Source organism: Pseudoalteromonas sp. T1lg22, assembly GCF_002964645.1.
GTDB lineage: Bacteria > Pseudomonadota > Gammaproteobacteria > Enterobacterales > Alteromonadaceae > Pseudoalteromonas.
Genome location: NZ_PQBY01000027.1, coordinates 135614 through 161877, shown reverse-complemented (window position 1 = coordinate 161877; position 26264 = coordinate 135614). Strand labels below are relative to the sequence as shown.

25 protein-coding genes are annotated in these 26264 nt (G+C 48.3%); 11 read left to right on the top strand and 14 right to left on the bottom strand.

Annotated elements, in window-relative coordinates; genetic code table 11:
* Position 1 precedes the first annotated feature (1 nt).
* Complete coding sequence (locus tag C2M24_RS15215) at positions 2–1234, top strand: lipoprotein-releasing ABC transporter permease subunit (protein WP_105216175.1); 1233 nt, start codon at positions 2–4, stop codon at positions 1232–1234.
* 99 nt (positions 1235–1333) lie between these two features.
* Positions 1334–1759 (top strand): DUF4826 family protein, encoded by a 426-nt coding sequence (locus C2M24_RS15210; RefSeq protein ID WP_105198929.1) that lies wholly within the window; start codon positions 1334–1336, stop codon positions 1757–1759.
* On the opposite strand, the gene C2M24_RS15205 is transcribed toward C2M24_RS15210, so the two are convergent.
* From C2M24_RS15205 to cspD, 9 genes are all read right to left on the bottom strand, one after another.
* Positions 1746–2204: a GNAT family N-acetyltransferase gene (locus C2M24_RS15205; RefSeq protein ID WP_105216019.1), complete on the bottom strand. Its 459-nt coding sequence runs from the start codon at positions 2202–2204 to the stop codon at positions 1746–1748. The two genes, C2M24_RS15210 and C2M24_RS15205, sit on opposite strands and share 14 nt — an antisense overlap.
* 8 nt (positions 2205–2212) lie before the next feature.
* A complete protein-coding gene (locus tag C2M24_RS15200) occupies positions 2213–3355 on the bottom strand; it encodes a cupin domain-containing protein (protein WP_105216017.1) in 1143 nt (380 codons plus the stop codon).
* A gap of 112 nt (positions 3356–3467) precedes the next feature.
* Positions 3468–4835 (bottom strand): adenylosuccinate lyase, encoded by a 1368-nt coding sequence (purB, locus tag C2M24_RS15195; RefSeq protein ID WP_105198932.1) that lies wholly within the window; start codon positions 4833–4835, stop codon positions 3468–3470.
* Positions 4836–4905: 70 nt separating this feature from the next.
* Complete coding sequence (hflD, locus tag C2M24_RS15190) at positions 4906–5508, bottom strand: high frequency lysogenization protein HflD (protein ID WP_105198933.1); 603 nt, start codon at positions 5506–5508, stop codon at positions 4906–4908.
* A gap of 1 nt (position 5509) precedes the next feature.
* Positions 5510–6610, bottom strand: coding sequence for a tRNA 2-thiouridine(34) synthase MnmA (gene mnmA, locus C2M24_RS15185; protein WP_105198934.1), 1101 nt, complete (start codon positions 6608–6610; stop codon positions 5510–5512).
* 86 nt (positions 6611–6696) lie between these two features.
* On the bottom strand, positions 6697–7140 hold the full coding sequence (locus C2M24_RS15180; RefSeq protein ID WP_105216015.1) for an NUDIX hydrolase: 444 nt from the start codon (positions 7138–7140) through the stop codon (positions 6697–6699).
* Positions 7133–7786, bottom strand: coding sequence for an rRNA large subunit pseudouridine synthase E (locus tag C2M24_RS15175; RefSeq protein ID WP_105216013.1), 654 nt, complete (start codon positions 7784–7786; stop codon positions 7133–7135). The genes C2M24_RS15180 and C2M24_RS15175 overlap by 8 nt, the downstream gene beginning before the upstream one ends.
* 56 nt (positions 7787–7842) lie before the next feature.
* The gene (locus C2M24_RS15170; RefSeq protein ID WP_105198937.1) at positions 7843–10065 is read right to left on the bottom strand and encodes an NADP-dependent isocitrate dehydrogenase; all 2223 of its coding nucleotides are present in this window, start codon (positions 10063–10065) and stop codon (positions 7843–7845) included.
* 304 nt (positions 10066–10369) lie between these two features.
* Entirely contained in the window at positions 10370–10591 is a 222-nt protein-coding gene (gene cspD / locus C2M24_RS15165; RefSeq protein WP_105198938.1) for a cold shock domain-containing protein CspD, read from the bottom strand.
* Between the two features lie 200 nt (positions 10592–10791).
* On the opposite strand from cspD, the gene clpS reads away from it, so the two are divergent.
* Together clpS and clpA are read left to right on the top strand one after the other, a co-directional pair.
* A complete protein-coding gene (gene clpS / locus C2M24_RS15160) occupies positions 10792–11109 on the top strand; it encodes an ATP-dependent Clp protease adapter ClpS (protein WP_105216011.1) in 318 nt (105 codons plus the stop codon).
* Between the two features lie 27 nt (positions 11110–11136).
* Positions 11137–13410: an ATP-dependent Clp protease ATP-binding subunit ClpA gene (gene clpA, locus C2M24_RS15155; protein WP_105216009.1), complete on the top strand. Its 2274-nt coding sequence runs from the start codon at positions 11137–11139 to the stop codon at positions 13408–13410.
* Positions 13411–13492: 82 nt separating this feature from the next.
* On the opposite strand, the gene infA is transcribed toward clpA, so the two are convergent.
* From infA to trxB, 4 genes are all read right to left on the bottom strand, one after another.
* Positions 13493–13711 carry a translation initiation factor IF-1 gene (gene infA, locus C2M24_RS15150; protein ID WP_023401681.1) on the bottom strand — a complete coding sequence of 73 codons (219 nt, stop codon included), beginning with the start codon at positions 13709–13711 and terminating at the stop codon, positions 13493–13495.
* 91 nt (positions 13712–13802) lie between these two features.
* A complete protein-coding gene (locus C2M24_RS15145) occupies positions 13803–14513 on the bottom strand; it encodes an arginyltransferase (RefSeq protein WP_105216007.1) in 711 nt (236 codons plus the stop codon).
* Positions 14491–15222 (bottom strand): leucyl/phenylalanyl-tRNA--protein transferase, encoded by a 732-nt coding sequence (gene aat, locus C2M24_RS15140; protein WP_105215997.1) that lies wholly within the window; start codon positions 15220–15222, stop codon positions 14491–14493. The genes C2M24_RS15145 and aat overlap by 23 nt, the downstream gene beginning before the upstream one ends.
* A 42-nt stretch (positions 15223–15264) precedes the next feature.
* Positions 15265–16218, bottom strand: coding sequence for a thioredoxin-disulfide reductase (trxB, locus tag C2M24_RS15135; protein ID WP_105199095.1), 954 nt, complete (start codon positions 16216–16218; stop codon positions 15265–15267).
* A gap of 257 nt (positions 16219–16475) precedes the next feature.
* Here trxB and pssA point away from each other — a divergent pair, with 257 nt between their 5' ends.
* Positions 16476–17801, top strand: a complete 1326-nt coding sequence (pssA, locus tag C2M24_RS15130; RefSeq protein WP_105216173.1) for a CDP-diacylglycerol--serine O-phosphatidyltransferase — start codon at positions 16476–16478, stop codon at positions 17799–17801.
* A 71-nt stretch (positions 17802–17872) separates the two neighbouring features.
* Here pssA and ald read toward each other — a convergent pair whose 3' ends face one another.
* Positions 17873–18994: an alanine dehydrogenase gene (gene ald, locus C2M24_RS15125; RefSeq protein WP_105215995.1), complete on the bottom strand. Its 1122-nt coding sequence runs from the start codon at positions 18992–18994 to the stop codon at positions 17873–17875.
* Positions 18995–19136: 142 nt separating this feature from the next.
* Here ald and lrp point away from each other — a divergent pair, with 142 nt between their 5' ends.
* The 6 genes from lrp (at position 19137) to serS (ending at position 26045) form a co-directional block, all read left to right on the top strand.
* Positions 19137–19616 carry a leucine-responsive transcriptional regulator Lrp gene (gene lrp / locus C2M24_RS15120; protein WP_105215993.1) on the top strand — a complete coding sequence of 160 codons (480 nt, stop codon included), beginning with the start codon at positions 19137–19139 and terminating at the stop codon, positions 19614–19616.
* A gap of 126 nt (positions 19617–19742) precedes the next feature.
* Positions 19743–22361 (top strand): DNA translocase FtsK, encoded by a 2619-nt coding sequence (locus C2M24_RS15115; RefSeq protein WP_105215991.1) that lies wholly within the window; start codon positions 19743–19745, stop codon positions 22359–22361.
* A 20-nt stretch (positions 22362–22381) separates the two neighbouring features.
* A complete protein-coding gene (gene lolA, locus C2M24_RS15110) occupies positions 22382–23023 on the top strand; it encodes an outer membrane lipoprotein chaperone LolA (protein ID WP_105215988.1) in 642 nt (213 codons plus the stop codon).
* 46 nt (positions 23024–23069) lie between these two features.
* Positions 23070–24371, top strand: a complete 1302-nt coding sequence (locus tag C2M24_RS15105) for a replication-associated recombination protein A (RefSeq protein ID WP_105216169.1) — start codon at positions 23070–23072, stop codon at positions 24369–24371.
* A complete protein-coding gene (gene crcB / locus C2M24_RS15100) occupies positions 24364–24741 on the top strand; it encodes a fluoride efflux transporter CrcB (protein ID WP_105216171.1) in 378 nt (125 codons plus the stop codon). The genes C2M24_RS15105 and crcB overlap by 8 nt, the downstream gene beginning before the upstream one ends.
* A gap of 8 nt (positions 24742–24749) precedes the next feature.
* Entirely contained in the window at positions 24750–26045 is a 1296-nt protein-coding gene (gene serS / locus C2M24_RS15095; protein ID WP_105215976.1) for a serine--tRNA ligase, read from the top strand.
* The last annotated feature ends 219 nt before the right edge of the window (positions 26046–26264 follow it).

Here is a 26264-nt window from a genome sequence, read left to right as displayed (position 1 = left end):
CATGTCCTTAAGTTTGCTACTGGCGCAGCGTTTTCGTAAATCTCAGCGTAATAGCGGTTTTATGGGCTTTATGGCCCGCAGCTCAAGCCTGGGTATTATTCTTGGTGTCGCCGTACTTATTTTGGCGCTGTCCGTGGTGAACGGTTTTCAGCAGCAATTGGTCGAGCGCTTGTTAGCCCTGGTGCCCCATGTAGAGTATGTGGCCGCGGACAGGCCTATTGAGCAGTGGCCGCAAAAGCAGCAACGCCTGGAGCGACAAGACAATGTAGTTGCGGCGGCGCCTTTTATTGCCGTCAATGCCATGGCGCAATATCGCGGTAGGCTCGAAGCGGCTCAGGTTAGGGGAGTAGTGCCCGAACTTGAAACCAGGGTATCCAAAGTCGATGACTTTATAAGTGGTAAAAAACTGACGGAGTTAGATGCCAATGAGGCGATTATCGGCGCCCAACTGGCCAAGGCGCTGGGGCTTGAGCGCGGCGATAGCCTGACGCTCTTGATGACGGATATTAATAACCCCAGCGATGCCCTAAGCGCGCCGATACGCTTAAATGTGCAGGTTGCAGGGTTAATTCAAAGCCATGGACCGCTGGATAAACTGCAAGTTTATTTGCCTTTGACCGCTTTGCAGCAGGCGTTTGCTTTTACAGAGGATCAGGTCACCGGATTGCGCATTACCCTGGATGATGTATTTAGTGCCCAGAGCGAGTCTATGCGTATTGGTCGCTCCCTCGATGACTATGTCTATGTGAACAGCTGGGTTCGCACTCAGGGCGGCCTGTATCAGGATATTCAAATGGTGCGCACCATAGTTTATTTAAGCGTTTTTTTGATCATAGCCGTGGCCAGCTTTAATATTATTTCTTCGCTGTTTATGGAAGTAAAAGAGAAGCAAAGTGCCATTGCCATCTTACGCACCATGGGCGCCAGTGATGTGATCATTATGCTCGCCTTTATGCTTCAGGGGGTAGTTTCCGCCGTGATAGCGACCTTGATTGGCGCCTTGGTTGGTGTTTTGTTGGCACTCAACATCACGGATATTTTTGTGCTCTGGAGCGATTTTATCGGTGAAAATAAGCTGGCCGGCGTCTATTTTATTGACTTTTTGCCAGCGCAAATTCATTGGCAGGATATCGCTCTGCTGGCGGCCATTACCTTAGTGATCACAGTGTTAGCCTCTATTTATCCCGCCTGGCAGGCGGCAAAGATTGACCCCGCCAAGGTATTGGGCAACTAACCCTCACAAAACTAAACTCCTGCTTTGTATCCTTTAGGGCTTGCAAGGCAGGGCGCTTCTTCGTAAAGTGACCCTAGCAACAACAATAGAAGTAGTATTATGTCGCAACAACAAGAACAATTAGCACAACAAGAACAACTAATTCGCGCTTTCCAACGTCAAGGTTTTGAAGCTGCGCAAAAGCATTTAGCCGAAAAAGGCATCATGCCAAAAACTTTGGTAGAAAAAGACAGTCGCTTCTTAGCACCACTTTGTGCGGTGTGGAAGTTTAAGGCGCAAGATGGCAAAAGTTATTGGGTGATCACAGGTCAGTTACCAGTCGATCATATTGAAGTGTCAGCCGCTGGCTCGGCTCGCGAGGCAATTCGTCATTTCTCACTGCAATGGCAGCTTAAAGCGGATCAATTGCTTAATAGCCCACGTCTAGATAAAACTCAGCACGACTTTGCTCAACTGCTGATAAACCGTGCACATGGCCTTTATGAGCTATACGAAAAACAAGAACTATGGGCTAATGAACCATAGTAAAAGGACTACTGTCACAGCGTGACACCGGGCATTCCAGGCGCTGTCTTGGAATGCCAGCCTCCATAAACACACAGCCACAAGGCGAAAAGCCTTTCTGCTTAAAGCGCTCTACCTCATCGAGCACACAATTAATACATATGGACTTAAAGCCGCAATTGCTGGCGTTGATCAGTACGTATTTGAGTATTTCTGTATAGATGCTGGGGTTACGATGGTCTGGAAGGACGGCAAGACGGCCTAAAAGGCCGTCTTGACATAGGCGTGCAGTAGCAACAGGAGTCCCGTTTTCATCATAGGCGACAAAATGCAGGGCATTATTGTCGCGCTCGTCAAATTCAACACTTTTGGGAATGTTTAATTCGAAAACAAAGACTCGCTCACGTATTTGGCGTATCGGGCTATCTTGAGACCCCCAGTCGACTTGGTGGATCCGATAAGGCATAACCCCTCCTAATCTGCAAACCAATAACCTTCTTTGATCAGTGTAGCTAATGTCTGCCTGAAAAGTAAACAGCTTGTATTCATTGCCAGCACATGGGTAGCTATGCTTTGCTCATCACATAATAGTTTTACGGTTTCCAAGTGATTGATTGGCAGGCAAAAGCTGTGGCCTTCAACGGCAAGGATAACGGCATCTTGCTGTTTTACGTACAGAGATCTCAGACCTCCGGCCTTGTGTAAAAGGGGATAATCACTAAGGAAATCCATTACCTGGTGTTCTTCTAGCGGCTCATCTAAGGGCAATAAGTCCTTATCATGTTTAGGCTCACTGAGACTTTCGCTGATAAAGCGCAAGAAGGTGCTGTCGTCGTCAATGGCGGCAATCATTAATTGACGCAAGCGAGCGATTTCATCACCGGTTAGTTCACCGCGACTGGGGCGCTCCGTTAGCTGCTCATCACCATAACGCGCTTGCCCTAGGTCATGGTCAATGAGGTGGTCGGCGAATGCAGAGAGCAGATCCGTTTGATTCGGCGCTCTAAAACCAATTGAATAGTTTAGCGATGGTTCAATGGCATACCCTTCGTGCGGCGCATTAGGCGGAATATAGAGAATATCACCGGGCTCTAGCTCGACATCGATAACCGCAGTAAAAGGGCCAACCTGGAGCAGGCCTTTATTGGCACTAAATTGTTGTACGCTTTTATCAACCTGACCAACTCGCCAATGACGTTTACCCGAACCTTGAATAATGAACACATCATACTGATCTATGTGCGGGCCCACACCGCCGCCCGGGGTGGAATAGCTCACCATCAAGTCATCAATGCGCCAATTGGGAATAAAACGAAATGGCTCAACCAGCTCGGCAGCATCAGGGTGCCAATGGTCGACCGCCTGTACCAACAGGGTAGAGTGCTCTTCGCCTAGGGTGCTGAAGTCTTCAAAAGGGCCATTGGCACATTGCCAACCGTCGCTATTAGTGACGATACGCGACTCTATACCTTCTTCCATTGCCAGACCGGCGAGTTCTTCTGCATCGATCGGGTCAACAAAATTTTTAAAGCCGCCCTTAATGAGTAGGGGTTGTTTCTGCCAGTATTGCGCTAAAAATTGCGCCTTGCTGAGCTCGTTTATTGTTAGGCTGTACATGGTTACTCCTATAATACCAATTTACTTACTTAACAGAATTGGTATAAAAAAAGCGAAAGAGCTGCGCTTTTGGCTGCATCTTTCGCTTTAAAGCATATTCTAGTGCTGAAAATTAAAGGTTATCAATGAACTCAACGGCGCGGCCAATGTAGTTGGCTGGGCTTAGCTCTTTTAATTGCGCTTTAACTTCTGCTGGTAGTTCAAGGGTGTCGATAAACTCGGCCATAGCCACCTGATCAACACGCTTACCGCGAGTCAGCTCTTTTAGCTTTTCATACGGCTTTTCGATACCGTACTTACGCATTACCGTTTGAATTGGCTCTGCAAGCAGCTCCCAGTTCTGATCAAGTTCGGCAAGTAAACGGTCGGCATTTACTTCAAGCTTGCTGATCCCTTTTAGGGTCGCTTGATAAGCGATAAGGGTATAACCCATGCCAACACCCAGGTTACGTAGAACCGTTGAGTCGGTTAGGTCGCGCTGCCAGCGTGAAATTGGAAGCTTTTGCGCCAGGTGAGCGAAAATCGCATTGGCCAGACCCAGGTTACCTTCTGAGTTTTCGAAGTCGATCGGGTTAACCTTGTGCGGCATGGTTGATGAACCGATTTCGCCGGCAATGGTCTTTTGCTTAAAGTGGTTAAGAGCAATGTAACCCCAAACGTCACGATCGAAGTCGATAAGAATGGTGTTGAAACGCGCTACCGCATCGAACAACTCGGCGATGTAGTCGTGTGGTTCGATTTGCGTGGTAAACGGGTTAAAAGTAAGACCTAGGCTGGTAACAAACTTTTCTGCATGTGTGTGCCAGTCGTAGTCAGGGTAGGCGCTTAGGTGAGCGTTATAGTTACCAACGGCACCGTTGATTTTACCTAGCATGCTTACTTGAGCAACCTGATCGCGCTGGCGCTTAAGACGCATGTACACGTTGGCAAACTCTTTACCCATGGTTGAAGGTGAAGCAGGCTGACCGTGAGTACGTGTCATCATGGCGATTGACTTGTATTCAACAGCTTTTTCTTTAACTGCGTCAAGTAACTGATCCATGTAAGGAAGCAATACGGTATCGCGCGCTTCGCTTAGCATTAGGCCGTGTGACAGGTTATTGATATCTTCAGAGGTACAGGCGAAGTGGATAAACTCGTTAACGGCATTAAGCTCGGCGTTATCGGCCACTTTTTCTTTTAGAAGGTATTCAACCGCTTTTACGTCGTGGTTGGTGGTGCGTTCAATTTCTTTAACGCGGGCCGCATCGGCTTCGCTAAAGTTTGCAACTATGCTATCAAGCAGGGCATTGGCTTCTGCGCTTAACGCTGGAACTTCTGCAATTTCCTTGGCCTCGGCGAGGGCTTGTAACCAACGTACTTCTACCTGTACGCGGTATTTGATCAGACCAAATTCACTAAAAATGCTACGTAGTTCAGTTGTCTTACTACCGTAGCGCCCATCTACCGGAGAGATCGCGGTTAACGCTGAAAGCTCCATATTAACTCCTAAGTTACGTTGAACGATTATCTTTTATTTGCTTGCAAGCCAATAACTCACAAGCCGGGGTTTAAATGTGTTCTTTAGCTAAGGCCAATATTTTGCGTTTGGCAAATATAAAGTGGCGGCGTTTACCACCGACCTGACGCCATAGCACCGCCGCGCGTATGCCTGCCAAGAGCAGGGCGCGAATACGGTTTTGAATGCTGCTTTGTTTTAATAGTGCCGGTTGACCGAATACCTGAATGCGCTGCCCAAGCGGACTGATGATGCGGGCATAGGTATCGGCAAAGGCGGCAATAATAGACTCATCAAGCAGGTCTAAGTGGTTTAATTTATTTTTTACCAGGTCTATATCGCGGCCAAGCTCGGCCAGGGCTTGCGGCTTGCTGCTCAGGATGCGTTCAAGTTGAATTAAGCCACCGACGTATTTGACCAGCTCGACGTTTTTATCACTGCCCGGGCTTAACTGAGAAACCAGGGCGCGATAGCCGGAATGAAGATTACGACTGCTGCCGTAAATTTGCTCGGCATTGTCGGCATCGGTCGCTAACAAGGAATTGAGCAGCGGCTCAATTTCATGCTGTTGTGACTGGCCGTATTTGGCCAGCTTTTGCACCTGCAGGGCTACTTGGCACATGGCCGCCAGGGCCATCACTTGATTGGCGTTCATACTAGCGGATCACCGAGTCGATAATACCGCCACCAAGGCAGACATCGCCGTCGTAAAATACCGCTGATTGACCTGGAGTTACCGCCTTTTGCGGCTCATCGAAGAGCACGCGAGCAACGCCGTCTTGGCCAACTAATAAAGTACAAGGGATGTCGTGCTGACGATAACGGGTTTTCACCGTAACGCGTGCCGTGCCTTTAGGACCAACGCGGTCAACCCAATGCAGCTGATCTGCATTAAGGCCATTGCTATACAGGCGAGGGTGGTCTTTACCCTGACCTACAACCAGCACATTGCGCTCTATGTCTTTGTCGACCACATACCAAGGCTCGCCAGAGCCTTCTTTTAGACCGCCGATATGCAGGCCCTTACGCTGACCTAGGGTGTGATACATCAAACCTTCGTGTTCACCCACCTCGTTGCCATCCGTGTCTTCGATTACACCGGGTTGGGCTGGAAGGTAACGTTGTAAAAAGTCTTTAAACTTACGCTCGCCGATAAAACAGATACCGGTACTGTCTTTTTTATCGTGGGTCACTAAGCCTTGTTGCTCGGCGATTTCACGTACCTGCGGCTTAGGTAATTCCCCCACTGGGAACAGGGTTTGGGCGATATGCTCATGGCTTAGGGTGTACAGGAAGTAACTTTGATCCTTGTTGTCGTCCTCACCGCGGAGCATGGCGAACTTACCATCGCGCTCTTCACGGCGCACATAGTGGCCGGTGGCGATATAGTCGGCGCCCAAGGCTTCGGCGGCAAACTCTAAAAAGGCTTTAAATTTGATTTCCTTGTTACACATAATATCCGGGTTGGGGGTACGTCCTGCCTTGTATTCGGCAAGGAAGTACTCGAACACGTTATCCCAGTATTCGGCGGCAAAGTTAACCGTGTGTAATTCGATTCCTAACTTTTCACAGACCATTTGTGCGTCTTTCAGATCTTCTGCAGCGGCACAATATTCATCGTTGTCGTCTTCTTCCCAGTTTTTCATAAACAGGCCTTCGACTTGATAGCCTTGCTCTTTTAACAGGTAAGCGGATACGGATGAGTCAACACCACCGGACATGCCGACGATTACTTTAATTTGGCTGTTATCGCTCATAGGAACTGAATTTTCACATCACTTGGCTTTAAAGGCGCGAATTATATCACGCTTACCCAAGGGCTTGAAGTGGCAAGGTGGGCTTGTTAACCCACTTGATAGCTTAAATGGCTCAGGGGGATCAAGGGCCGTGATTGGGAATCATCAATGCATTGGCGGACTAACTCGGAGCGAAGCGCCAGAGATTGGATTTCTTCATGTGTTAACCAGTGACAAGCCATGATATCCGCGTCCTGCGGCTTGGGTTCAAGACACTGTTCCAGCTCGCCATAAAAGCAAAAGCGCAGATAATGGACACCATTTTTTGCCTGCAAACTGTAAATACCCACCAGACCTAAGGGCGCAGCTGTGATCCCGGTTTCCTCATAAAGCTCGCGGGTACAGGCTTGAAGGAGAGATTCATTTTCTTCCAAATGCCCGGCCGGTTGATTAAAAACCACTTCGCCGCTTAGTTTGTCACGTTCTTGCACCATCAAATAACGCTCGCCACTTTTTAACACCATGGCGACGGTAACATTAGGTCTATACATGCTTTTTCTCCAAACGGTACTGGCCGCTTTGTAAATCGCCCAAGCGATAGCTACCTATGGCGGCGCGAATGAGCCGCAGGGTCGGGTAGCCGACATGGGCGGTCATGCGTCGCACCTGGCGGTTGCGACCTTCTCGGATCTGAATTTCAAGCCAGGTGGTGGGGATATTCTTACGCTCGCGTATTGGCGGCGTGCGCGGCCAAAGTCCTTGTGGCTCGTCGATGATCTTGACTTTGGCGGGCAGGGTCATGCCATCATTGAGTTCAACGCCTTGTTGTAAAGCGTGCAAGGCAGCATCACTGAGAGCACCTTCTACCTGAACCCAATACGTTTTATAGGTATTTTTCTTGGGGTTGGCGAGCTGGTGCTGCAACTTACCGCAGTTGGTCAAAAGCAACAGACCTTCGGAGTCGCGGTCGAGACGACCTGCGGCATAAACCTGCTTGATGTCTATGTAATCGGCCAAGGTACGACGGTTGGCATCATCGGTAAACTGGCACAGCACATCATAGGGTTTATTGAATAAAACCACCTTAACTTGCTGTGGCGGCAGGCTGGGCTTGGCGGGTTTACGCTTAAATCGGGTTTTATCCGCTGGTTTACCTGAAAAGGGGCGTGAGCGTGTGTTATTTGGCTTTTTTGTCATGGAGTAAAAATAAAAAAGGCACCCGATTGGATGCCTTGATATTGCATTCGATACGATTAAGCTAGTTTAGCAAGAATCGCATTGAAAGTATTGCTTGGACGCATAGCTTTGAACGCAAGCTCTTCATTTGGCTGGTAGTAACCGCCGATATCCATGCTTGGACCTTGTGCGTCGTTTAGTTCCTTGATGATGGTTTGCTCATTCTCGCGAAGTAGCGCTGCTACCTCGGTGAAACGTGCTTTAAGATCCGCATCAGCGTCTTGTGCAGCAAGTGCTTCAGCCCAGAACAAGGTCAGGAAGAAGTGGCTGCCACGGTTATCAATTTCACCCACTTTACGTGAAGGTGACTTGTTCTCGTCAAGGAACTTAGCCGTTGCTTGATCCAATGTATCAGCAAGTACCTGCGCTTTGGCGTTGTTAGTACGGGCACTTAGGTGCTCGTAAGATGCGGCAAGGGCAAGGAACTCACCTAGAGAATCCCAACGTAAGTGGTTTTCTTTTTGGAACTGCTGTACGTGCTTAGGAGCACTACCGCCAGCGCCGGTTTCGAATAGGCCACCACCGTTCATAAGAGGAACGATAGACAGCATTTTCGCACTCGTGCCCAGCTCAAGAATTGGGAACAAGTCAGTTAGGTAGTCACGTAGTACGTTACCTGTTACTGAAATAGTGTCCTGACCTTCTTTGATACGCTCAAGTGAGAACTTGGTTGCAGCAATTGGGTCTAGGATTAGGATTTCCAGGCCACTGGTGTCGTGCTCTGGCAAGTAGGCGTTAACCTTTTTGATAAGCTCGGCATCGTGTGCGCGGGCTTCGTTTAACCAGAATACCGCAGGAGTGTTAGTGGCACGGGCACGATTTACGGCCAGTTTAACCCAGTCTTGGATAGGTGCATCTTTCACCTGACACATACGCCAGATATCACCGGCTTCAACATCATGCTCGATAAGCACAGTGTCATTTGCATCAACAACGCGTACTTTACCCGCGCTCTTGATTTCAAACGTCTTGTCGTGTGAACCGTATTCTTCGGCTTTTTGTGCCATCAGACCTACGTTTGGTACGCTGCCCATGGTGCTTGGGTTGAATGCGCCGTGCTCTTTACAGAACTCAACAGTCGCATCGTATACGCCAGAGTAGCTACGGTCTGGAATTACGAAAGCAGTGTCTTGTAGCTGACCGTCGGCGTTCCACATTTGACCAGAAGAACGAATGGCCGCAGGCATTGACGCATCGATGATCACATCGCTTGGTACGTGCAAGTTAGTGATGCCGCGGTCTGAGTCTACCATGGCTACCGCTGGGCGCTGCTCGTATACCGCCATGATGTCGGCTTCGATTTCTTTGCGCTTGGCTTCGTCTAGGCCTTCAATACGAGCGTATACATCGCCAAGACCGTTATTTACGTCTACACCTAGCTCTTCAAATAGGGCGCCGTGCTTAGCGAATACGTCTTTGTAGAATACTTTTACTGCGTGACCGAAGATGATTGGGTCTGACACCTTCATCATGGTTGCTTTCATATGCAATGAGAACAACACGCCTTGTGCTTTAGCTGCATCGATTTGCTCGGCAATAAAGGCCTGTAGCTTAGATACGCTCATGCAAGAACCGTCGATGATCTCGCCGTCTAGTAGTTTTACTTCTGGCTTCAATACCGTGATGTCACCGTTATCAGCCACATGCTCGATGCGTACGCTGGTCGCTTTTTCTACAGTTACAGACTTTTCTGAGCCGAAGAAGTCGCCGTCTGTCATTGATACAACGCTAGATTGCGAGTCCTTGCTCCACTCACCCATTGAATGAGGGTTTTTACGGGCATAGGCTTTTACCGACGCTGGCGCGCGACGGTCTGAGTTACCTTCACGTAATACCGGGTTTACGGCGCTGCCTTTAACCTTGTCGTAACGGGCTTTGATATCTTCTTCTTGCTCGTTTTTAGGCTCATCAGGGTAGTTAGGAAGGGCATAACCCTGGGCCTGCAATTCTTTAATCGCCGCTTTAAGCTGCGGTACTGATGCACTGATATTAGGAAGCTTGATGATGTTTGCTTCTGGTGTTTTAGCCAATTCACCTAGCTCGGCAAGGGCATCACCGATACGCTGGTCTTCGTTTAAAAACTCAGGGAATAGGGCAATAATACGGCCGGCAAGAGAGATATCGCGAGTTTCTACATCGATACCAGCAACTTTTGAAACTGCTTCGATTACAGGAAGCAAAGAATAGGTAGCCAGAGCTGGCGCCTCATCAGTCTTGGTGTAAATGATTTTCGAGGTCATTTTGTGTCCTAATTTATCGTTGTGTATTATCGGCCTAGGCAAAAAAATCCACCTAAATAGACCGACATCTGCTGTCACTGCGGTGCAGTTTAACAAGCAAAAGAGAAAAGCTCCATTCACCTTTAGGTTAGGGCGGATATTAAAAATTCAAGTATTGTTTACAGAATAAGGGAAAACTTTACGTAGCGACGAGTAAAATAGGGGGGTACAGAGGGGATCAAAGCGAGCTAGTTACAGCATAAGCTCGCTCTTAGACGTGACCGAACAGCATAGCTGTTAGTGCAAAACGCTTAGCATTTACCGATCAAATGACCTCGGAGCCATCAGTAGGTAGAATGTTTGTGGCGTGTAGACCCTTGGGGCCTTGTTGCAATTCGAAGGTTACGTCTTGGCCAGCTTTTAGTGTTTTGTATCCATCCATATTAATGGTTGAGTAGTGTGCAAAGATGTCTTCCTCACTGCCTACTTCCTGGATAAAACCGAACCCTTTGGCATTGTTGAACCATTTGACTTTTCCACAAGCCATACTTCTACATCCTTCTATAAGTTGACTAATTTAGTTAATCTAAACCTGATAGTTTGATAGACTGGCTAATAGATAGACAGTCCAAACTTGACTGTAGTTTATTTGCCCATTCAGTCAAGTATTTTGTGCATTTTTTTAACAGTTTATTTATTTTTGATTTCGTGTTTGCTTGAGATCTACAGAGAAGACTATATTTATTTATGAGTGGAATGAAAGATTCTGGTGTTGTAGAGCGTAGTCGTGACGAGCAGAAGCAAAAGTTGCAGCCGCCACGTAAATACAAGGTGATACTCAATAACGATGACTACACACCAATGGATTTTGTTATCGAAGTTTTAATGACTTTTTTCAATATGGATAGCGAAAGAGCAACAGACGTTATGCTCAAAGTTCACCATGAGGGTAAAGCGGTATGCGGTATCTATCCTACAGATATTGCCCACACCAAAACCGAGCAGGTTAATCGCTATGCCAGAGAGCATGAGCATCCACTGCTTTGTAGTTGTGAGCAGGAATAACGAGTTTTTCAGTTTTGGGGGTTGCCAATGCTAAATAAAGATCTAGAAATTACTTTAAATGATGCGTTTAAAGAAGCCCGCACCCGTCGTCATGAATTTATGACGGTCGAGCATTTATTGCTGGCGCTATTGGATAACCCATCGGCCAACGAGGCCTTAATTGCCTGCGGTTTGGATTTGGCCCTGTTACGCAGTGAATTATCTGAGTTTATTGATGAAACCACACCGGTGATCTCAGATCTTGAACAAGAGCGTGAGACCCAGCCCACCTTAGGTTTTCAACGTGTACTGCAGCGCGCGGTATTTCATGTGCAGTCGTCCGGTAAAAATGAAGTCACTGGCGTTAACGTGCTTGTCGCTATTTTCTCGGAGCAGGAAAGTCAGGCCGTTTATTTGCTCAAAAAACATGATGTTAATCGCCTTGATATCGTTAATTTCATCTCTCATGGTATTTCCCGTGCCGATGATGAAAGCGAACATATTGACGATCACGAAGAAATTTCCGAAGAATTGGTGGGCGAGGCCAGCGAAGAGCAAAATATTCTCGATAAATACACCACTAACCTTAATGTGGAAGCACAAAAAGGCTCGGTCGACCCTCTGATTGGTCGTGACCAAGAAGTGGAGCGCACGGTGCAGGTATTGTGTCGCCGTAAAAAGAATAACCCACTACTGGTGGGTGAAGCCGGGGTGGGTAAAACCGCTATTGCCGAGGGCCTGGCCTATCGTATCGTCAATAACGAGGTACCTGAAGTGATCGCCGATGGCGTGGTGTACTCGCTGGATATGGGTGCCTTGCTTGCCGGTACTAAATACCGCGGCGACTTTGAGAAACGCTTAAAAAGCCTTCTTAAACAGCTGCAGCAACAACCCGGTGCCATTCTCTTTATCGATGAGATTCATACCATAATCGGTGCCGGAGCGGCATCGGGTGGGGTTATGGATGCATCGAATCTGATCAAACCGCTGTTATCGAGCGGCCAGATACGCTGCATGGGTTCAACCACCTATAACGAATTTAAGAATATTTTCGAAAAAGACCGTGCCTTGGTACGTCGATTCCAAAAAATCGACATCAATGAACCAAGTATCGATGACACCACGAAAATTCTTAATGGCTTAAAAGAGCGTTACGAAGAGCACCATGGTATTCGTTATACGCAAAAAGCACTGCGTGCGGCGGCCGAGCTGAGCGCCAAATACATCAATGAACGTCATTTGCCGGATAAGGCCATAGACGTTATCGATGAAGCAGGTGCCAATCAGCGTTTGCAGCCTGTGTCTAAGCGTAAGAAAACCATTAACGTGGCGGATATTGAGCAGATCATTGCCAAGATTGCCCGTATTCCACAGCAAAGCGTGTCTTCGTCCGATAAGGAAGTATTGAAGAACCTGGACCGCAACCTCAAGATGCTGGTCTTTGGTCAGGATCAATCCATTGATGCCTTATCGTCGGCCATTCGCTTATCACGCTCTGGATTGGCTAACGAAGACAAGCCCGTGGGTTCTTTCCTATTTGCCGGTCCGACTGGTGTGGGTAAAACCGAGGTTACCAAGCAGCTGGCCAAATGCATGGGCATTGAGTTTTTACGTTTCGATATGTCCGAATACATGGAACGCCATGCGATCAGCCGTTTGATTGGTGCGCCTCCTGGTTATGTGGGTTACGAGCAGGGCGGTTTGCTGACCGATGCGGTAATAAAACACCCTCACGCCGTAGTGCTACTCGATGAAATCGAAAAGGCACACAGCGACATCTATAACATACTGTTGCAGGTAATGGATCATGGCACATTGACGGATAACAATGGTCGCAAGGCCGACTTCCGTAATGTGGTGCTGGTGTTGACCACCAATGCCGGGGTACAGGAGACGGTGAAAAACAGCATAGGTTTTGCCGATCAGGACAGCTCTTTTGATGCAATGAGCGAGATAAACAAGGTGTTTTCACCTGAGTTTAGAAACCGTCTCGACAACATCATCTGGTTTAATCACCTCGATAGCGAGATCATCTTGCTTGTGGTGGATAAGTTCCTGGTGGAGCTGCAAGCCCAGCTTGATAAGAAATCCGTTAATCTGGAGCTTAGCGATGCTGCTCGTCGTTGGCTGGCCCAGAAGGGCTACGACAAGGCAATGGGTGCACGTCCTATGGCTCGGGTAATACAGGAGCAATTGAAAAAGCCATTGGCCAATGAAATCCTGTTCGGCAGCCTGACTGACGGCGGCGACGTTCAGGTTGATGTGGACACGGATAACGACTGCTTGTCCTTTACCTATGCGTCGCAATTGAGTCCAGCCTAATGACATATTAGGCAAACGGTAGATAACAAAAAGCCCAGCACTTGCTGGGCTTTTTGCTAAATCGGCTTAGCGTGCGGGCGTATTAACGTGCACGGAAAACGATACGGCCTTTTGATAGATCGTAAGGCGTAAGTTCCACTGTTACTTTGTCGCCAGTTAAAATACGAATGTAGTTTTTACGCATTTTACCGGAAATGTGAGCCACAACTACGTGACCATTCTCAAGCTCTACACGGAACATTGTATTAGGCAAGGTTTCTAGTACCGTACCTTGCATTTCAATTACGTCTTCTTTCGCCATATCTAGCGTAACACCTCTGTGATAGTTAAACGCATGGGATTGTGCCGAAAAGCAACGGATAAGTAAAGCCAAGGCACTGAATTTGTCGATTTTACAGGCAAATTACGTCTTCCCAATGATTATTGCGCAGTTGTTGTGCGGGCAAGTACTGTAGCTTGTAACGCATCTTACGACACTCGTCTATTTGATAACCAAGATACAGGTAACGCTTACCCCAATCTGCCGCCAATTGGATCTGCTTAATGATCATTAAACTGCCCAGACTCAACTGCTCATAATCCGGGTCGAAAAAGGTATAAATGGCGGAAAGGGAATGGGCCATCACATCGGTGACCGCCACGGCGATCAGCTTGTCCCTATCCCACAGCTCGATAAAATCTATATCCATCCAGTGACAAAATAAAAAACTGTCAAATTGTGAGCGCTGTGGCGGGAACATGGTGCCATCGTTATGGCGGGCATTAATATAACGCTCGTACAAGGGATAATATTCGGCTTTTTCGCGCTTACTGATACGCACCTGAAACTCTTTTGCCTTGGTTATCAGACGTTTTTGCGAGCGGCTGGGTGTATAATGGGGCGCTAATACCCGCACCGCCTGACAGGCATTGCAGGTTGGACAATGGGGCCGGTAGATCTGCTCGCCACTGCGTCTAAATCCTTGTTTTAACAAGGCCTCGAATCCATTTGGACTGTAACAAACCGGGTCTAGAATAACCAGTAATTGCTCTTCCTGAGCGGCCAAGTAACTGCAGGGGAAACGCTGACTTAGGCCGATTTTAATCGGAAGGTGTTGCGTCATAAGGAGTCTCTAACTGCCGAGCTTGCCAAAATGACAAGTCTATCGACTGATGGTTACTTTCCTTTAGTTTAGTCAAGAATTGCTGGCGTGACAGGGCCTTTGCCCCTAATTGCTCTAGGTAGGGATTCATCAACTGACAGTCAATAAAGGCGCCATTATTGGCTTTGAGTAATTCAACCAGCGCCCACATGGCCAATTTAGAGCATTCGGGAACATGGAAAAACATCGATTCACCACAAAACACCCGAGACTGCATAATACCGTATAAGCCGCCGACAAGTGTGTCGTCTTGCCATACTTCCACACTGTGCGCTAAGCCGTTTTCATGGGCATGGATATAGGCTTGCTCCATGGCATCTGTGATCCAGGTGCCTTCAACGTCCTGACGTTGCATCTTGCAGGCATGTATCACATCGGCAAAACAAGTATTGATGGTGACGCGGGTGTTAAGACGGCGTGCTGCCTTCTTCAGGCTGCGGCTGATATGAAACTCATCGAGTTCGATAATGGCTCGCTCACTCGGAGACCACCACATTAATGGCTCGCCTTCGCTATACCAGGGAAAAATGCCTTGCTGATAGGCTTGCTGCAAGCGCGGCAGCGATAGACACCCGCCTATGGCAAGTAGGCCATCGGGTTGGGTCAGAGCTGTGTTGGGGTCGGGGAAACCTTCTCCAACGCTGCCAAGGTAATGCAAATACTGAGTCATAAAAGTTGGGGCCTAGGGTCTTAACCCTAAGCCCCAATTATATTACTTAAGGTTATCTAAGTAACGCTCGGCATCCAGCGCCGCCATACAACCTGTACCGGCCGAGGTAATGGCCTGACGGTAGATATGATCAGACACGTCGCCGGCAGCAAATACGCCTTCGATGCTGGTTTGCGTAGCATTACCGTTAAGACCAGACTCAACAACCAGGTAACCGTCTTTCATTTCCAGTTGGCCTTGGAACATATCGGTATTTGGCTTGTGGCCGATAGCAATAAATACACCAGCTAAATCAAGTTCTTCGGTAGCGTCAGAGTGGCTGTCTTTCATACGCAGACCAGTTACACCCATTTCGTCACCCAGAACTTCGTCAAGGGTGCGGTTCCAGTGAATGGTCACGTTGCCGTTTTCTGCTTTTTCTAACAGACGGTCGGCAAGGATTTTCTCACTGCGGAAGCTGTCACGACGGTGGATAACATGTACTTCAGAAGCTATGTTAGAAAGATAAAGGGCTTCTTCAACGGCGGTATTACCACCACCAACAACAGCCACTTTTTGATTCTTATAGAAGAAACCATCACAGGTTGCACAGGCAGACACACCACGACCCTGGAATGCAGTTTCTGACTCAAGACCCAAGTACTTAGCTGAAGCACCGGTGGCGATGATCAGGGCATCGGCGGTATAAGTGCCGCTGTCACCTTTTAGCTCAAACGGGCGTACATTGAGGTTTACTTCGTTGATATGGTCAAAGACGATTTCAGTTTCAAAGCGCTCGGCGTGCTCTTTCATACGCTCCATCAGTGCAGGGCCGGTCAAACCGTGGGCATCGCCAGGCCAGTTTTCAACTTCAGTAGTGGTGGTCAACTGACCGCCTTGTTGAATACCGGTAACCAATACCGGGTTTAGGTTAGCACGGGCAGCATAAACGGCGGCTGTGTAACCAGCAGGGCCAGAGCCAAGGATAAGTAGTTTGCAGTGTTTGGCGCTCATAATACGTCTCAAATGAATTTATAGAATTAGGTTATGCGGGTGATTCTAAGAAAAACAATCCATATGTAAACAAAATTACGAATTTTCCATTTGCATAAATACCTAGGCTGTCAAAATAACTGTACTGTGTGATTAAACAGCAAATAGCGATAGCCTAAGCGTTATTTCATGACCTTAGATATTTTTTTTGCTATGTTCTAGGCAAATAAAAACTCGCAGACAGCGCCAAGCTGATGGCGAAGCAGAAAAATAAGGGCCTTATGTATTTTTGGCAACATCAAGCAGGCTATGGCCTCGAACAACAAGATATAGACATACTACTTGATGCAAAAAGCTATCGAACCAAGCTACTTGAGCTGATCGCCAGTGCGAAACAGCGCATCTATATCACCGCCTTGTATTTACAGGACGATGAAGCGGGGCGAGAAATTCTCGAAGCTCTTCACAAAGCCTCGCAAAACAACCCTGAATTAGATGTAAAGGTATTGGTTGATTACCATCGAGCCCAACGCGGCTTGATTGGCGCAGCGGCCAGTGAAGGCAATGCAGCCCTGTATCTGAGCGCCCTTGAACAACATCAATCCAATGTGCAGGTTTACGGTGTGCCGGTGAAGGCCAAAGAGCTTTTTGGCGTGTTGCACCTAAAAGGTTTTGTTATCGACGATACCTTACTTTATAGCGGCGCCAGCCTAAATAATGTGTACCTGCAGTATTTTGATAAGTATCGCCTCGACCGTTATTTTTTGATACGCCAAGCGCAGCTATGTGACGCCTTTGTGGAATTTACCGACAAGGTGTTATTGGCAAGTGATGCGGTGCCACGATTGGACACAAGACCCATCCCCAAGTTTATCGATATTAAGGGCGAACACCGCAAGTTGGTTAAGGCACTAAAAAAAGCCAGTTATGCCTTGGCCACAAATGAAGGCGAGAGCGATTTAACGGTACGCCCCTTTATCGGTTTAGGACGCAGAAATAACAAGCTTAATCGCCTGATCAAGCAGCTGTTCGATATCACCGAACAGGAACTGGTGCTTTACACCCCTTATTTTAATTTCCCCACGCCCTTGTTACGCGCATTGCGTCGATTATTACGCCAGGGTAAGCAAGTCACCATAGTGGTGGGGGATAAAACCGCCAATGATTTCTATATTCCGCCGGAGGAAAAATTCTCCAAGGTAGGGGCGCTGCCGTATCTATATGAAACAATCTTGGCTAAGTTTTTGAAAACCCAGCAACGTTATGTGGATGCCGGTAACCTCAATGTGTATTTATGGCAGCATGAGAAGAACTCGTTCCATCTTAAAGGCATTTGTTCTGATAACCGTTACCACCTGCTAAGTGGCCATAACCTCAATCCCAGAGCCTGGGGTCTGGATATAGAAAACGGTATTTTTATCGATGATCACAAAGGTCAGCTTGTGGACGCGGTCGCGCGGGAAAAAGCGGCCATTATGGTCCATTGTACAAGACTGCAAAGTTACACCGAACTAGAGCAGCTGAGCGATTATCCAGAGCCGGTACAAAAGATATTGGGGCAGGCCAAGCGCGTAAAGGTCGACTTCATTATTAAGCGCTTTATCTAGCCTTTTTAAAAAATATTAAGAAAATAAAAAACCCGCCAACTGGCGGGTTTTTTGTGAACACTAACGAGTAATTATAGTGTTTCAACGGCGCTGCGCGGGTCAACATATTCCATGTTGAACGCTTCAGCTACTTCTTTATAAGTTACCTTACCCTTGATCACGTTAAGACCTTTTAGGAAGTGCTCGTCTTCAAGTAGCGCTTGCTTGTAGCCCTTGTTCGCTAGCTTGATGATGTAAGGCAGAGTTGCATTGTTTAGGGCGAACGTAGAAGTACGAGGAACCGCACCAGGCATGTTAGCAACACAGTAGTGAACAACGTCATCAACGATGAAAGTAGGTTCATCGTGCGTAGTTGCCTTAGAAGTCGCGATACAACCACCTTGGTCGATTGCTACGTCAACAATTGCAGCACCAGGCTTCATCGCTTTGATGTGCTCGGCAGTTACTAGCTTAGGTGCAGCTGCACCTGGAATAAGTACGCCACCGATAACAAGGTCAGCTTCAACAACGTGCTTCTCAAGGGCATCAGCAGTTGAGTAAACAACTTTAGCCAGTGAGCCAAATTGTGCGTTAAGGCTACGTAGTACGTCGATGTTACGGTCAAGGATGGTTACGTCAGCACCTAGGCCTACAGCCATTTGCGCCGCGTTACGACCAACCATACCGCCACCGATAACAACAACCTTCGCAGGCTCAACACCTGGAACGCCGCCTAGCAGCATACCAAGAACTTGCTTAGACTTCTCAAGCGCCTGAGCACCGGCTTGGATTGACATACGACCAGCAACTTCTGACATAGGAGCAAGAAGAGGTAGACCGCCTTTAGCATCGGTTACTGTTTCGTAAGCGATACAGATAGCGCCACTTTTCACTAGGTCTTCGGTTTGTGGAAGATCTGGTGCTAGGTGCAAGTAAGTGAATAGAATTTGATCTTCACGCAGCATCGCACGCTCAACGGCTTGCGGCTCTTTTACTTTGATGATCATTTCAGCCTGAGCAAAAATCTCAGCTGCAGTTGGCAAGATTTTAGCGCCAACTTCAATATAGTCTTCGTCGGTAAAGCCAATACCTAAGCCCGCGTTGGTTTCAACGATCACATCGTGACCGTGAGCGATCAGCTCGCGCGCGCTTGCTGGGATCATGCCCACACGGTACTCGTGGTTTTTAATCTCTTTTGGTACACCGATAATCATAAGTAACTATACCTTTTTTGAACGGAAAAATTTTTCACTATTGTACATATGGCTAAATAGTGTGTCTCACTATTTTGCAATCTCAAGCCAGTGTATTAAACTTTATTAATTCTAAATTCAGTGCAATTAACTATTATCAAACATGCATCAACAACTCGATAGAATCGACCGTAAAATTTTAGTCGAATTACAGCGTGATGGCCGTATTTCTAACGTTGAACTGGCCAAGCGCATTGGTCTGAGCGCCACCCCTTGTCAGGAGCGGGTTAAAAAGCTCGAACGTGAGGGTTACATTCGTGGCTATAAAGCTGTGGTTGACCCTGCGAAATTAGGGCAGGGCCTCTTGGTGTATGTAGAAGTCACCATTACCAAGACCTCGCCAGATGTATTCGACGAATTTAACCAGGCGGTGAAAAAGCACGATGAAATTGTTGAGTGTCATCTGGTGTCGGGGAATTTTGATTTTCTGTTAAAGACGCGGGTAACGGATATGTCGGAATACCGCCAGGTACTTGGCGACATACTGTTAAAGTTGCCAAACATCAGCGAAAGCCGTACCTACGTAGTAATGGAAGAAGTCAAAGGGGAAGAGGCTTTGATCATTCGTCCCCAGGTACCCTAATAGAGGCGTAAAGCCTGGGTTGCAATTACAATTACTGATTATAAACCCAGTGCATCTTGTGCTTAGAATTGGTAAGGTAGGCGTATTGCGCCGAAATATCTAGATAAATAATAAGGATAAAGGAATATGCGCCTAAATGGTGTACAAAGACTACTTGAGACGGGCTTAATCATAAGCACCGCCTTTGCCATTTTCATATTATGCGCACTTATCAGTTTCGATCCTGCCGACCCATCCTGGTCGCAAACCGGCGAATTTGTCGATGTTAAAAATATCACAGGTACAGCAGGGGCCTGGTTAGCCGATATTCTTCTCTTTAGTTTTGGCTGGTTGGCGTTTTTAGTGCCCGCTGGCGTGCAGTTGTTTGGCTACTTTGCTTTTAAGCGTCCCCATCAGGTACTTCGCCTAGACTACATCACTTTGGCCTTGCGCCTTATCGGCCTGGTTTTATTTGTACTAAGCGCCACGGCAATCAGTTCGGTCAATTTTGATGATATTTTTTATTTTTCTTCCGGTGGGGTAGTAGGGGATGTTATCGCCGGCGCCATGATGCCCGCCTTTAATTTTACCGGCACCTCCATTCTTTTATTGTGTTTCTTTTTTGCCGGCTTAACGCTGTTAACCGGTATTTCCTGGGTGCAGTTTGTCGATACCTTAGGTGCCTGGGTTATGAAAGCCGGGCTTTGGCTATGGAATTGGTTCCAGCGCAAACGCGGTCAGTGGCGTGATGAATATGAGCAAGCCGAGTTGCAACCAGCCCTTGAAGGCAGTGCCGCCGAGGTTAAAATGCTTCAGGACGCGCCTGCGGTCAAGGAAATAAGCACGCAGACACAAGACAGTGCAGCGGCTAAACAAAAAACAGCCTCATTAATGGAAAAAGCCGCGGCCATGTTTGCTCCCGAGCCTAAATCACAAGCAAAGGAGGAGCCGGCTTTTGATGGTGAGTTTAAAATCGAACCAGACTCTCTAGCGCCAAATCACACTGCTGCACCACGTAAGCAACAGCATGCGGCATTGGATCAACTTGACGATATCTTCGCCGATGAAATGGCCTTTAGTGCCACCGATGGTGAAGGCTTTGATACCGTCGACGCGCTTAACGAATTAGACCGTGAGCAACCCTTAGCTAAATCTGAGCCTCAGGCAATGCCTAAGCCAGCTGTTAATGGCCAAGCGGCGCACACGCCCTTAAATAACCAGCCGCTATCTGCGAAAGAAAAGTTTGACCAATTGATGGCCGAGCAGCCTCCTATGGCGCCTTTGCCTTCGTTGGACCTGCTAGATCGCCCGGACAAACAAAAGAACCCGATTTCTGAAGAAGAACTTGAAGCTGTGTCGCGTTTGGTTGAGGCCAAGTTACAGGACTTCGGCGTGCAGGCCGCGGTGGTTGGCGTGTACCCGGGTCCCGTGGTAACCCGCTTTGAGTTGGACCTGGCTCCCGGTGTTAAGGTAGCGAAGATTTCCGGTCTAGCCAAAGATTTGGCCCGTTCACTCTCCGCCGTCAGCGTGCGTGTGGTTGAAGTGATACCGGGTAAAACCTATGTTGGTCTGGAGTTGCCAAATAAACACCGTGAAGTGGTGCGCCTGTCGGAAGTGATTAACGCCCCCAAGTTTGAACAGAATAAATCGCCATTAACCATGGTGCTGGGTAAGGACATCGCCGGTCAGCCTGTAGTGGCCGACCTGGCAAAAATGCCGCACTTGCTAGTAGCCGGTACCACGGGTTCCGGTAAGTCAGTGGGCGTTAATGTGATGATCTTAAGCTTGCTATACAAGTCGCCGCCGGAAGATGTGCGTTTAATCATGATCGACCCGAAAATGCTTGAGCTTTCGGTGTACGAAGGGATCCCCCACCTTTTATGTGAAGTAGTCACAGATATGAAGGAGGCGGCCAACGCCCTGCGTTGGTGTGTGGGTGAGATGGAACGTCGCTACAAACTAATGTCGGCGCTTGGGGTGCGTAACCTTAAGGGTTATAACCAAAAGGTAATGGATGCCAAAGCAGCAGGGCAACCCATTCTCGACCCCTTGTTTAAGGATACAGATGGGATGGCAGATGGCCCGCAAGAGCTGGATAAGTTGCCAAGTATCGTGGTGGTGATCGATGAATTTGCCGACATGATGATGATAGTGGGCAAGAAGGTGGAAGAGCTGATCGCCCGTATCGCGCAAAAGGCCCGTGCCGCAGGTATCCATCTGGTGCTGGCTACACAGCGACCGTCAGTGGATGTGATCACAGGTCTGATTAAGGCCAATATCCCGACCCGTATGGCGTTCCAGGTGTCGTCAAAAATCGACTCGCGCACTATTTTAGATCAGCAGGGCGCCGAGAACCTCTTGGGCATGGGTGATATGTTGTATTTACCACCGGGTACCAGCGTGCCGATACGTGTGCATGGTGCCTTCGTTGATGACCATGAGGTGCATGCGGTGGTGAGCGATTGGAAGGCTCGCGGTAAGCCAAATTATGTGGATGAAATCCTCAATGGCGATGCTGTGGAAGACGTCTTACTGCCGGGCGAGGTGCCTGAGGGTGAAGACGGTGAGGCCGACCCGCTCTATGATGAAGCCGTGGCTTTTGTGATTGAAAGTGGTCGCGTATCGGTTTCCAGTGTGCAGCGTAAACTACGCGTTGGTTATAACCGCGCCGCTCGCCTGGTCGAGCAAATGGAAATTTCAGGGCTGGTTAGCCCGCCGGGGCATAATGGCACCCGTGAAGTATTGGTGAAAAACAACGCCAATTAATTGCCTGTATTGGAGGTATTATGAAACGTATTTTTATGTCTGCTGTGCTTTTTTCTCTAACAGCTACTCATGCCTTGGCCGATGATGCCAAGGCGCTAAAGGAAAAGTTAGCGAGTTTAAACTCGCTGAGCAGCGAATTCTCCCAGCAGGTTTTTGACCCTGAAGGCGAGCTGGTAAGCGAAAGCAATGGTCAGTTGCAGTTAGAGCAACCTCGTAAAATTCGCTGGCAGCAGCAAACGCCTGATGAGACCCTGTTCGTCTCTAACGGTGTCGACAGCTATTATTTCGATCCTTTTGCCGAGCAGGTAACCTTGCTTGATACCGCCAAACTTATCGACAATACCCCCTTTATTTTATTAACCACGGATGATGAACAGCTGTGGCAAAAATTTACCATTACCGCCATTGAAAACGGCTTTGCGGTAAAACCCATTAGCAAGGAGCAGGGCCAGGTAGAGCAGCTTAGTCTGTATTTTAATGAGCAAGAGCAGATCTCCGCGCTTGAGGTTACCGACCAATCCGGGCAGCGCTCTAAATTTGAATTCAAGGATGCGCAAATCAATAACGACATTGACGATGGGCGCTTTGAATTTACCATTCCCGAGCAGGTCTTTATTGATGACCAAAGGGAGCAGCGAGGAAGCCAGTTAAGTGGCGAATAGTTTTTCCCTCGACTTTGCCCCCGATGTGCGCCCACTTGCGGCGCGCATGCGTCCTACGTCATTACAGAAATACATAGGCCAAAGCCATATTCTTGGCCCAGATCAACCCCTTTACCGTGCCATTACCTCGGGCCAATGCCACAGCCTTATTTTATGGGGGCCGCCGGGAGTAGGGAAAACGACTTTGGCGCATATTATTGCCCATCACTGCGACGCTGAATTTATCACGCTTTCTGCGGTTACCGCCGGAGTGAAAGATATACGCGACGCCGTCGAGCAAGCGCAACTGAGCCTGCAGCAAGGGCGTCGCAGCCTGTTATTTGTCGATGAAGTTCATAGATTTAATAAGTCGCAGCAAGATGCCCTGTTGCCTTATGTGGAAAACGGCACCTTTATCTTTATCGGTGCGACCACCGAAAACCCGTCTTTTGCGCTGAATAATGCGGTACTGTCCCGAGCCCGCGTTTACACCCTGAAAAAGCTGAGTCTGGATGAACTCAAGGCCGTGGTGAACCAGGCAATGACGCAGGATAATGAGCTGAAAAATGCTCTTATCAGCATTGCCGATGATAGCCTAGAGCAACTGTGCCAGGGTGCTTCTGGCGATGCGCGCAGCGTGCTTAATTTACTCGAGCTGGCCGCTACCTATGCCATTAGTGCAAAGGAGTCAGCCGCAACTAAAGGCGTGGTGATCGACCAGGAAGTTATGCAGCAGGTCGCACCGCAAATGGTCGCCCGCTATGACAAGGGCGGTGACCACTATTACGATTTAATTTCTGCCTTTCATAAGTCGGTTCGGGGCTCAAGCCCGGACGGGGCTTTATATTGGTATTGCCGTATTATTACCGCCGGTGGTGATCCTCTGTATGTGGCACGTCGCTTATTGGCTATTGCCACCGAAGATATCGGCACCGCCGATCCCAAAGCCATGGAAGTGGCTTTAAACGCCTGGGACATTTATCACCGCGTGGGACCTAGCGAGGGCGAGCGTGCCATCGCCGAGGCCACCATTTACCTTGCCAGCGCACCAAAGAGCAATGCCGTTTATACCGCTTTTAAAGAGGCAAAACGTCATGCCATAGCGACCGCGGATCTCGACGTGCCCTTACATTTGCGTAATGCCCCCACGGCCTTGATGAAAGAGCAGGGCTTTGGCGCAGATTATCGTTATGCCCATGACGAACCCGGCGCCTACGCGGCCGGTGAGAGCTTCTTCCCGCCGGAGATTGCGCAAACTCAGTACTACCACCCCAGCGACAGGGGTCTGGAAAAGCGCATCGCCGATAAGCTGCAATATCTCAAGGAGCGCGACCAGCAGAGTCTGCGTAAACGCTATGAGCGTGATTAATACCTATCTTTTGATTGCCCTAGGTGGAGCGCTTGGCGCTTGTATGCGCTTTGGTATTAATGAATTAGCACTAAAACTCCTGTCCAAGGGATTCCCTTTTGGTACGCTGACGGTTAATATTCTCGGTTCATTGTTAATGGGCGTTTTATACGGCCTTTTGGATCGTGAAATACTGACCGATCCGCACCGCCTGACCCTGGGAATAGGGTTTTTAGGCGCACTAACAACATTTTCAACATTTTCGCTCGATACCCTGCTGCTAATGCAGCAAGGTCAGTGGCTGAAAGTGGCGTTAAACATCCTGATCAATGTCGGGGTGTGTATTTTTATGGCTGCACTAGGCCTCATGCTAACAACGCAAAAAGGTTAATAACTCACATGTTAGACTCAAAGTATCTCCGTCAGGACGTAGAGCAAACAGCCGCACGTTTAAAAACGCGTGGTTTCGAATTAGACGTTGCCAAGCTTGCCGAGCTTGAAGAGAAGCGCAAAGCACTACAAGTAAAAACACAAGAACTACAAAGCGAGCGTAACTCCCGTTCCAAGGCCATCGGCCAAGCCAAAGCCAAGGGTGAAGATATTCAGCCGCTACTTGATGCCGTTGCGCACTTAGGTGACGAGTTAGAAAACGCGAAAAAAGAACAAGACGATGTTTTAGCTGAGCTAAACGATATTGCGTCTGGCTTACCAAACCTGCCAGCACAAGAAGTGCCTGTAGGTAATGATGAAGCTGACAATGTTGAAGTAAGTAAGTGGGGCGAGCCAAAGTCTTATGATTTTGAAGTGAAAGACCATGTTGACCTTGGTGAAGCACTAGATAAAGGCTTGGATTTCGAAGCAGGTGTAAAACTATCAGGCGCACGCTTTACCGTGATGCGCGGCCAGGTAGCGCGTATGCACCGTGCACTTGTGCAATTTATGCTTGATACGCATGCAGATAAAAACGGCTACACCGAAATGTACGTACCTTATTTGGTAAACAAGGACAGCCTGTTCGGTACCGGTCAGTTGCCTAAGTTTGCCGAAGATCTGTTCCACACCGAAAAACTGGGCGAGCATGATGCAGGTTTTAGCTTAATTCCAACCGCTGAAGTACCTCTTACAAACTGCGCACGCGATGAAATCTTCGATGAAAAGCAGTTACCTGTGCGCATGACGGCACACACACCCTGTTTTCGTAGTGAAGCGGGCAGCTATGGGCGTGACACTCGCGGTCTAATTCGTCAGCACCAGTTTGATAAAGTTGAATTGGTACAACTGGTTAAACCGGAAGACTCAATGCAGGCATTAGAAGAGCTAACCGGCCACGCCGAGCAAATTCTACAGGCTCTTGAGCTGCCGTATCGTAAAGTCGTGCTGTGCACCGGCGACATGGGCTTTGGCGCAACTAAAACCTACGACCTGGAAGTCTGGTTGCCGGCTCAGGATACTTACCGTGAGATCTCTTCATGTTCAAATATGGGTGATTTCCAGGCGCGCCGTATGCAGGCGCGTTTCCGCCGCGCCGGTGAGAAGAAGCCAGAGCTTCTTCATACCCTAAATGGCTCAGGCCTGGCCGTTGGCCGTACCCTAGTTGCTATCTTGGAAAACTATCAGCAAGCCGATGGCTCTGTTGTGGTACCAAGTGTACTGCGTCCATATATGGGCGGCTTGGAAGTTATTCGCGCGCAATAAGCGCTGAGACAGAAATAAAAAAGGTCGCCTAGTGGTGGCCTTTTTTTGTGCTTTGAATTTAAACCTTAAACTTGTGCGTTTATTTAATTTGCCACTATGAAGCTGCTTTACTATCCAAGTAGGCGGATTGAGTCTACCCTAGTAAAGGTTGTAACTATCTGTTATCAATAGAAGTAGTGAATATGCGGGGAAACACGTTGGTGGACTATGCCTATTTCC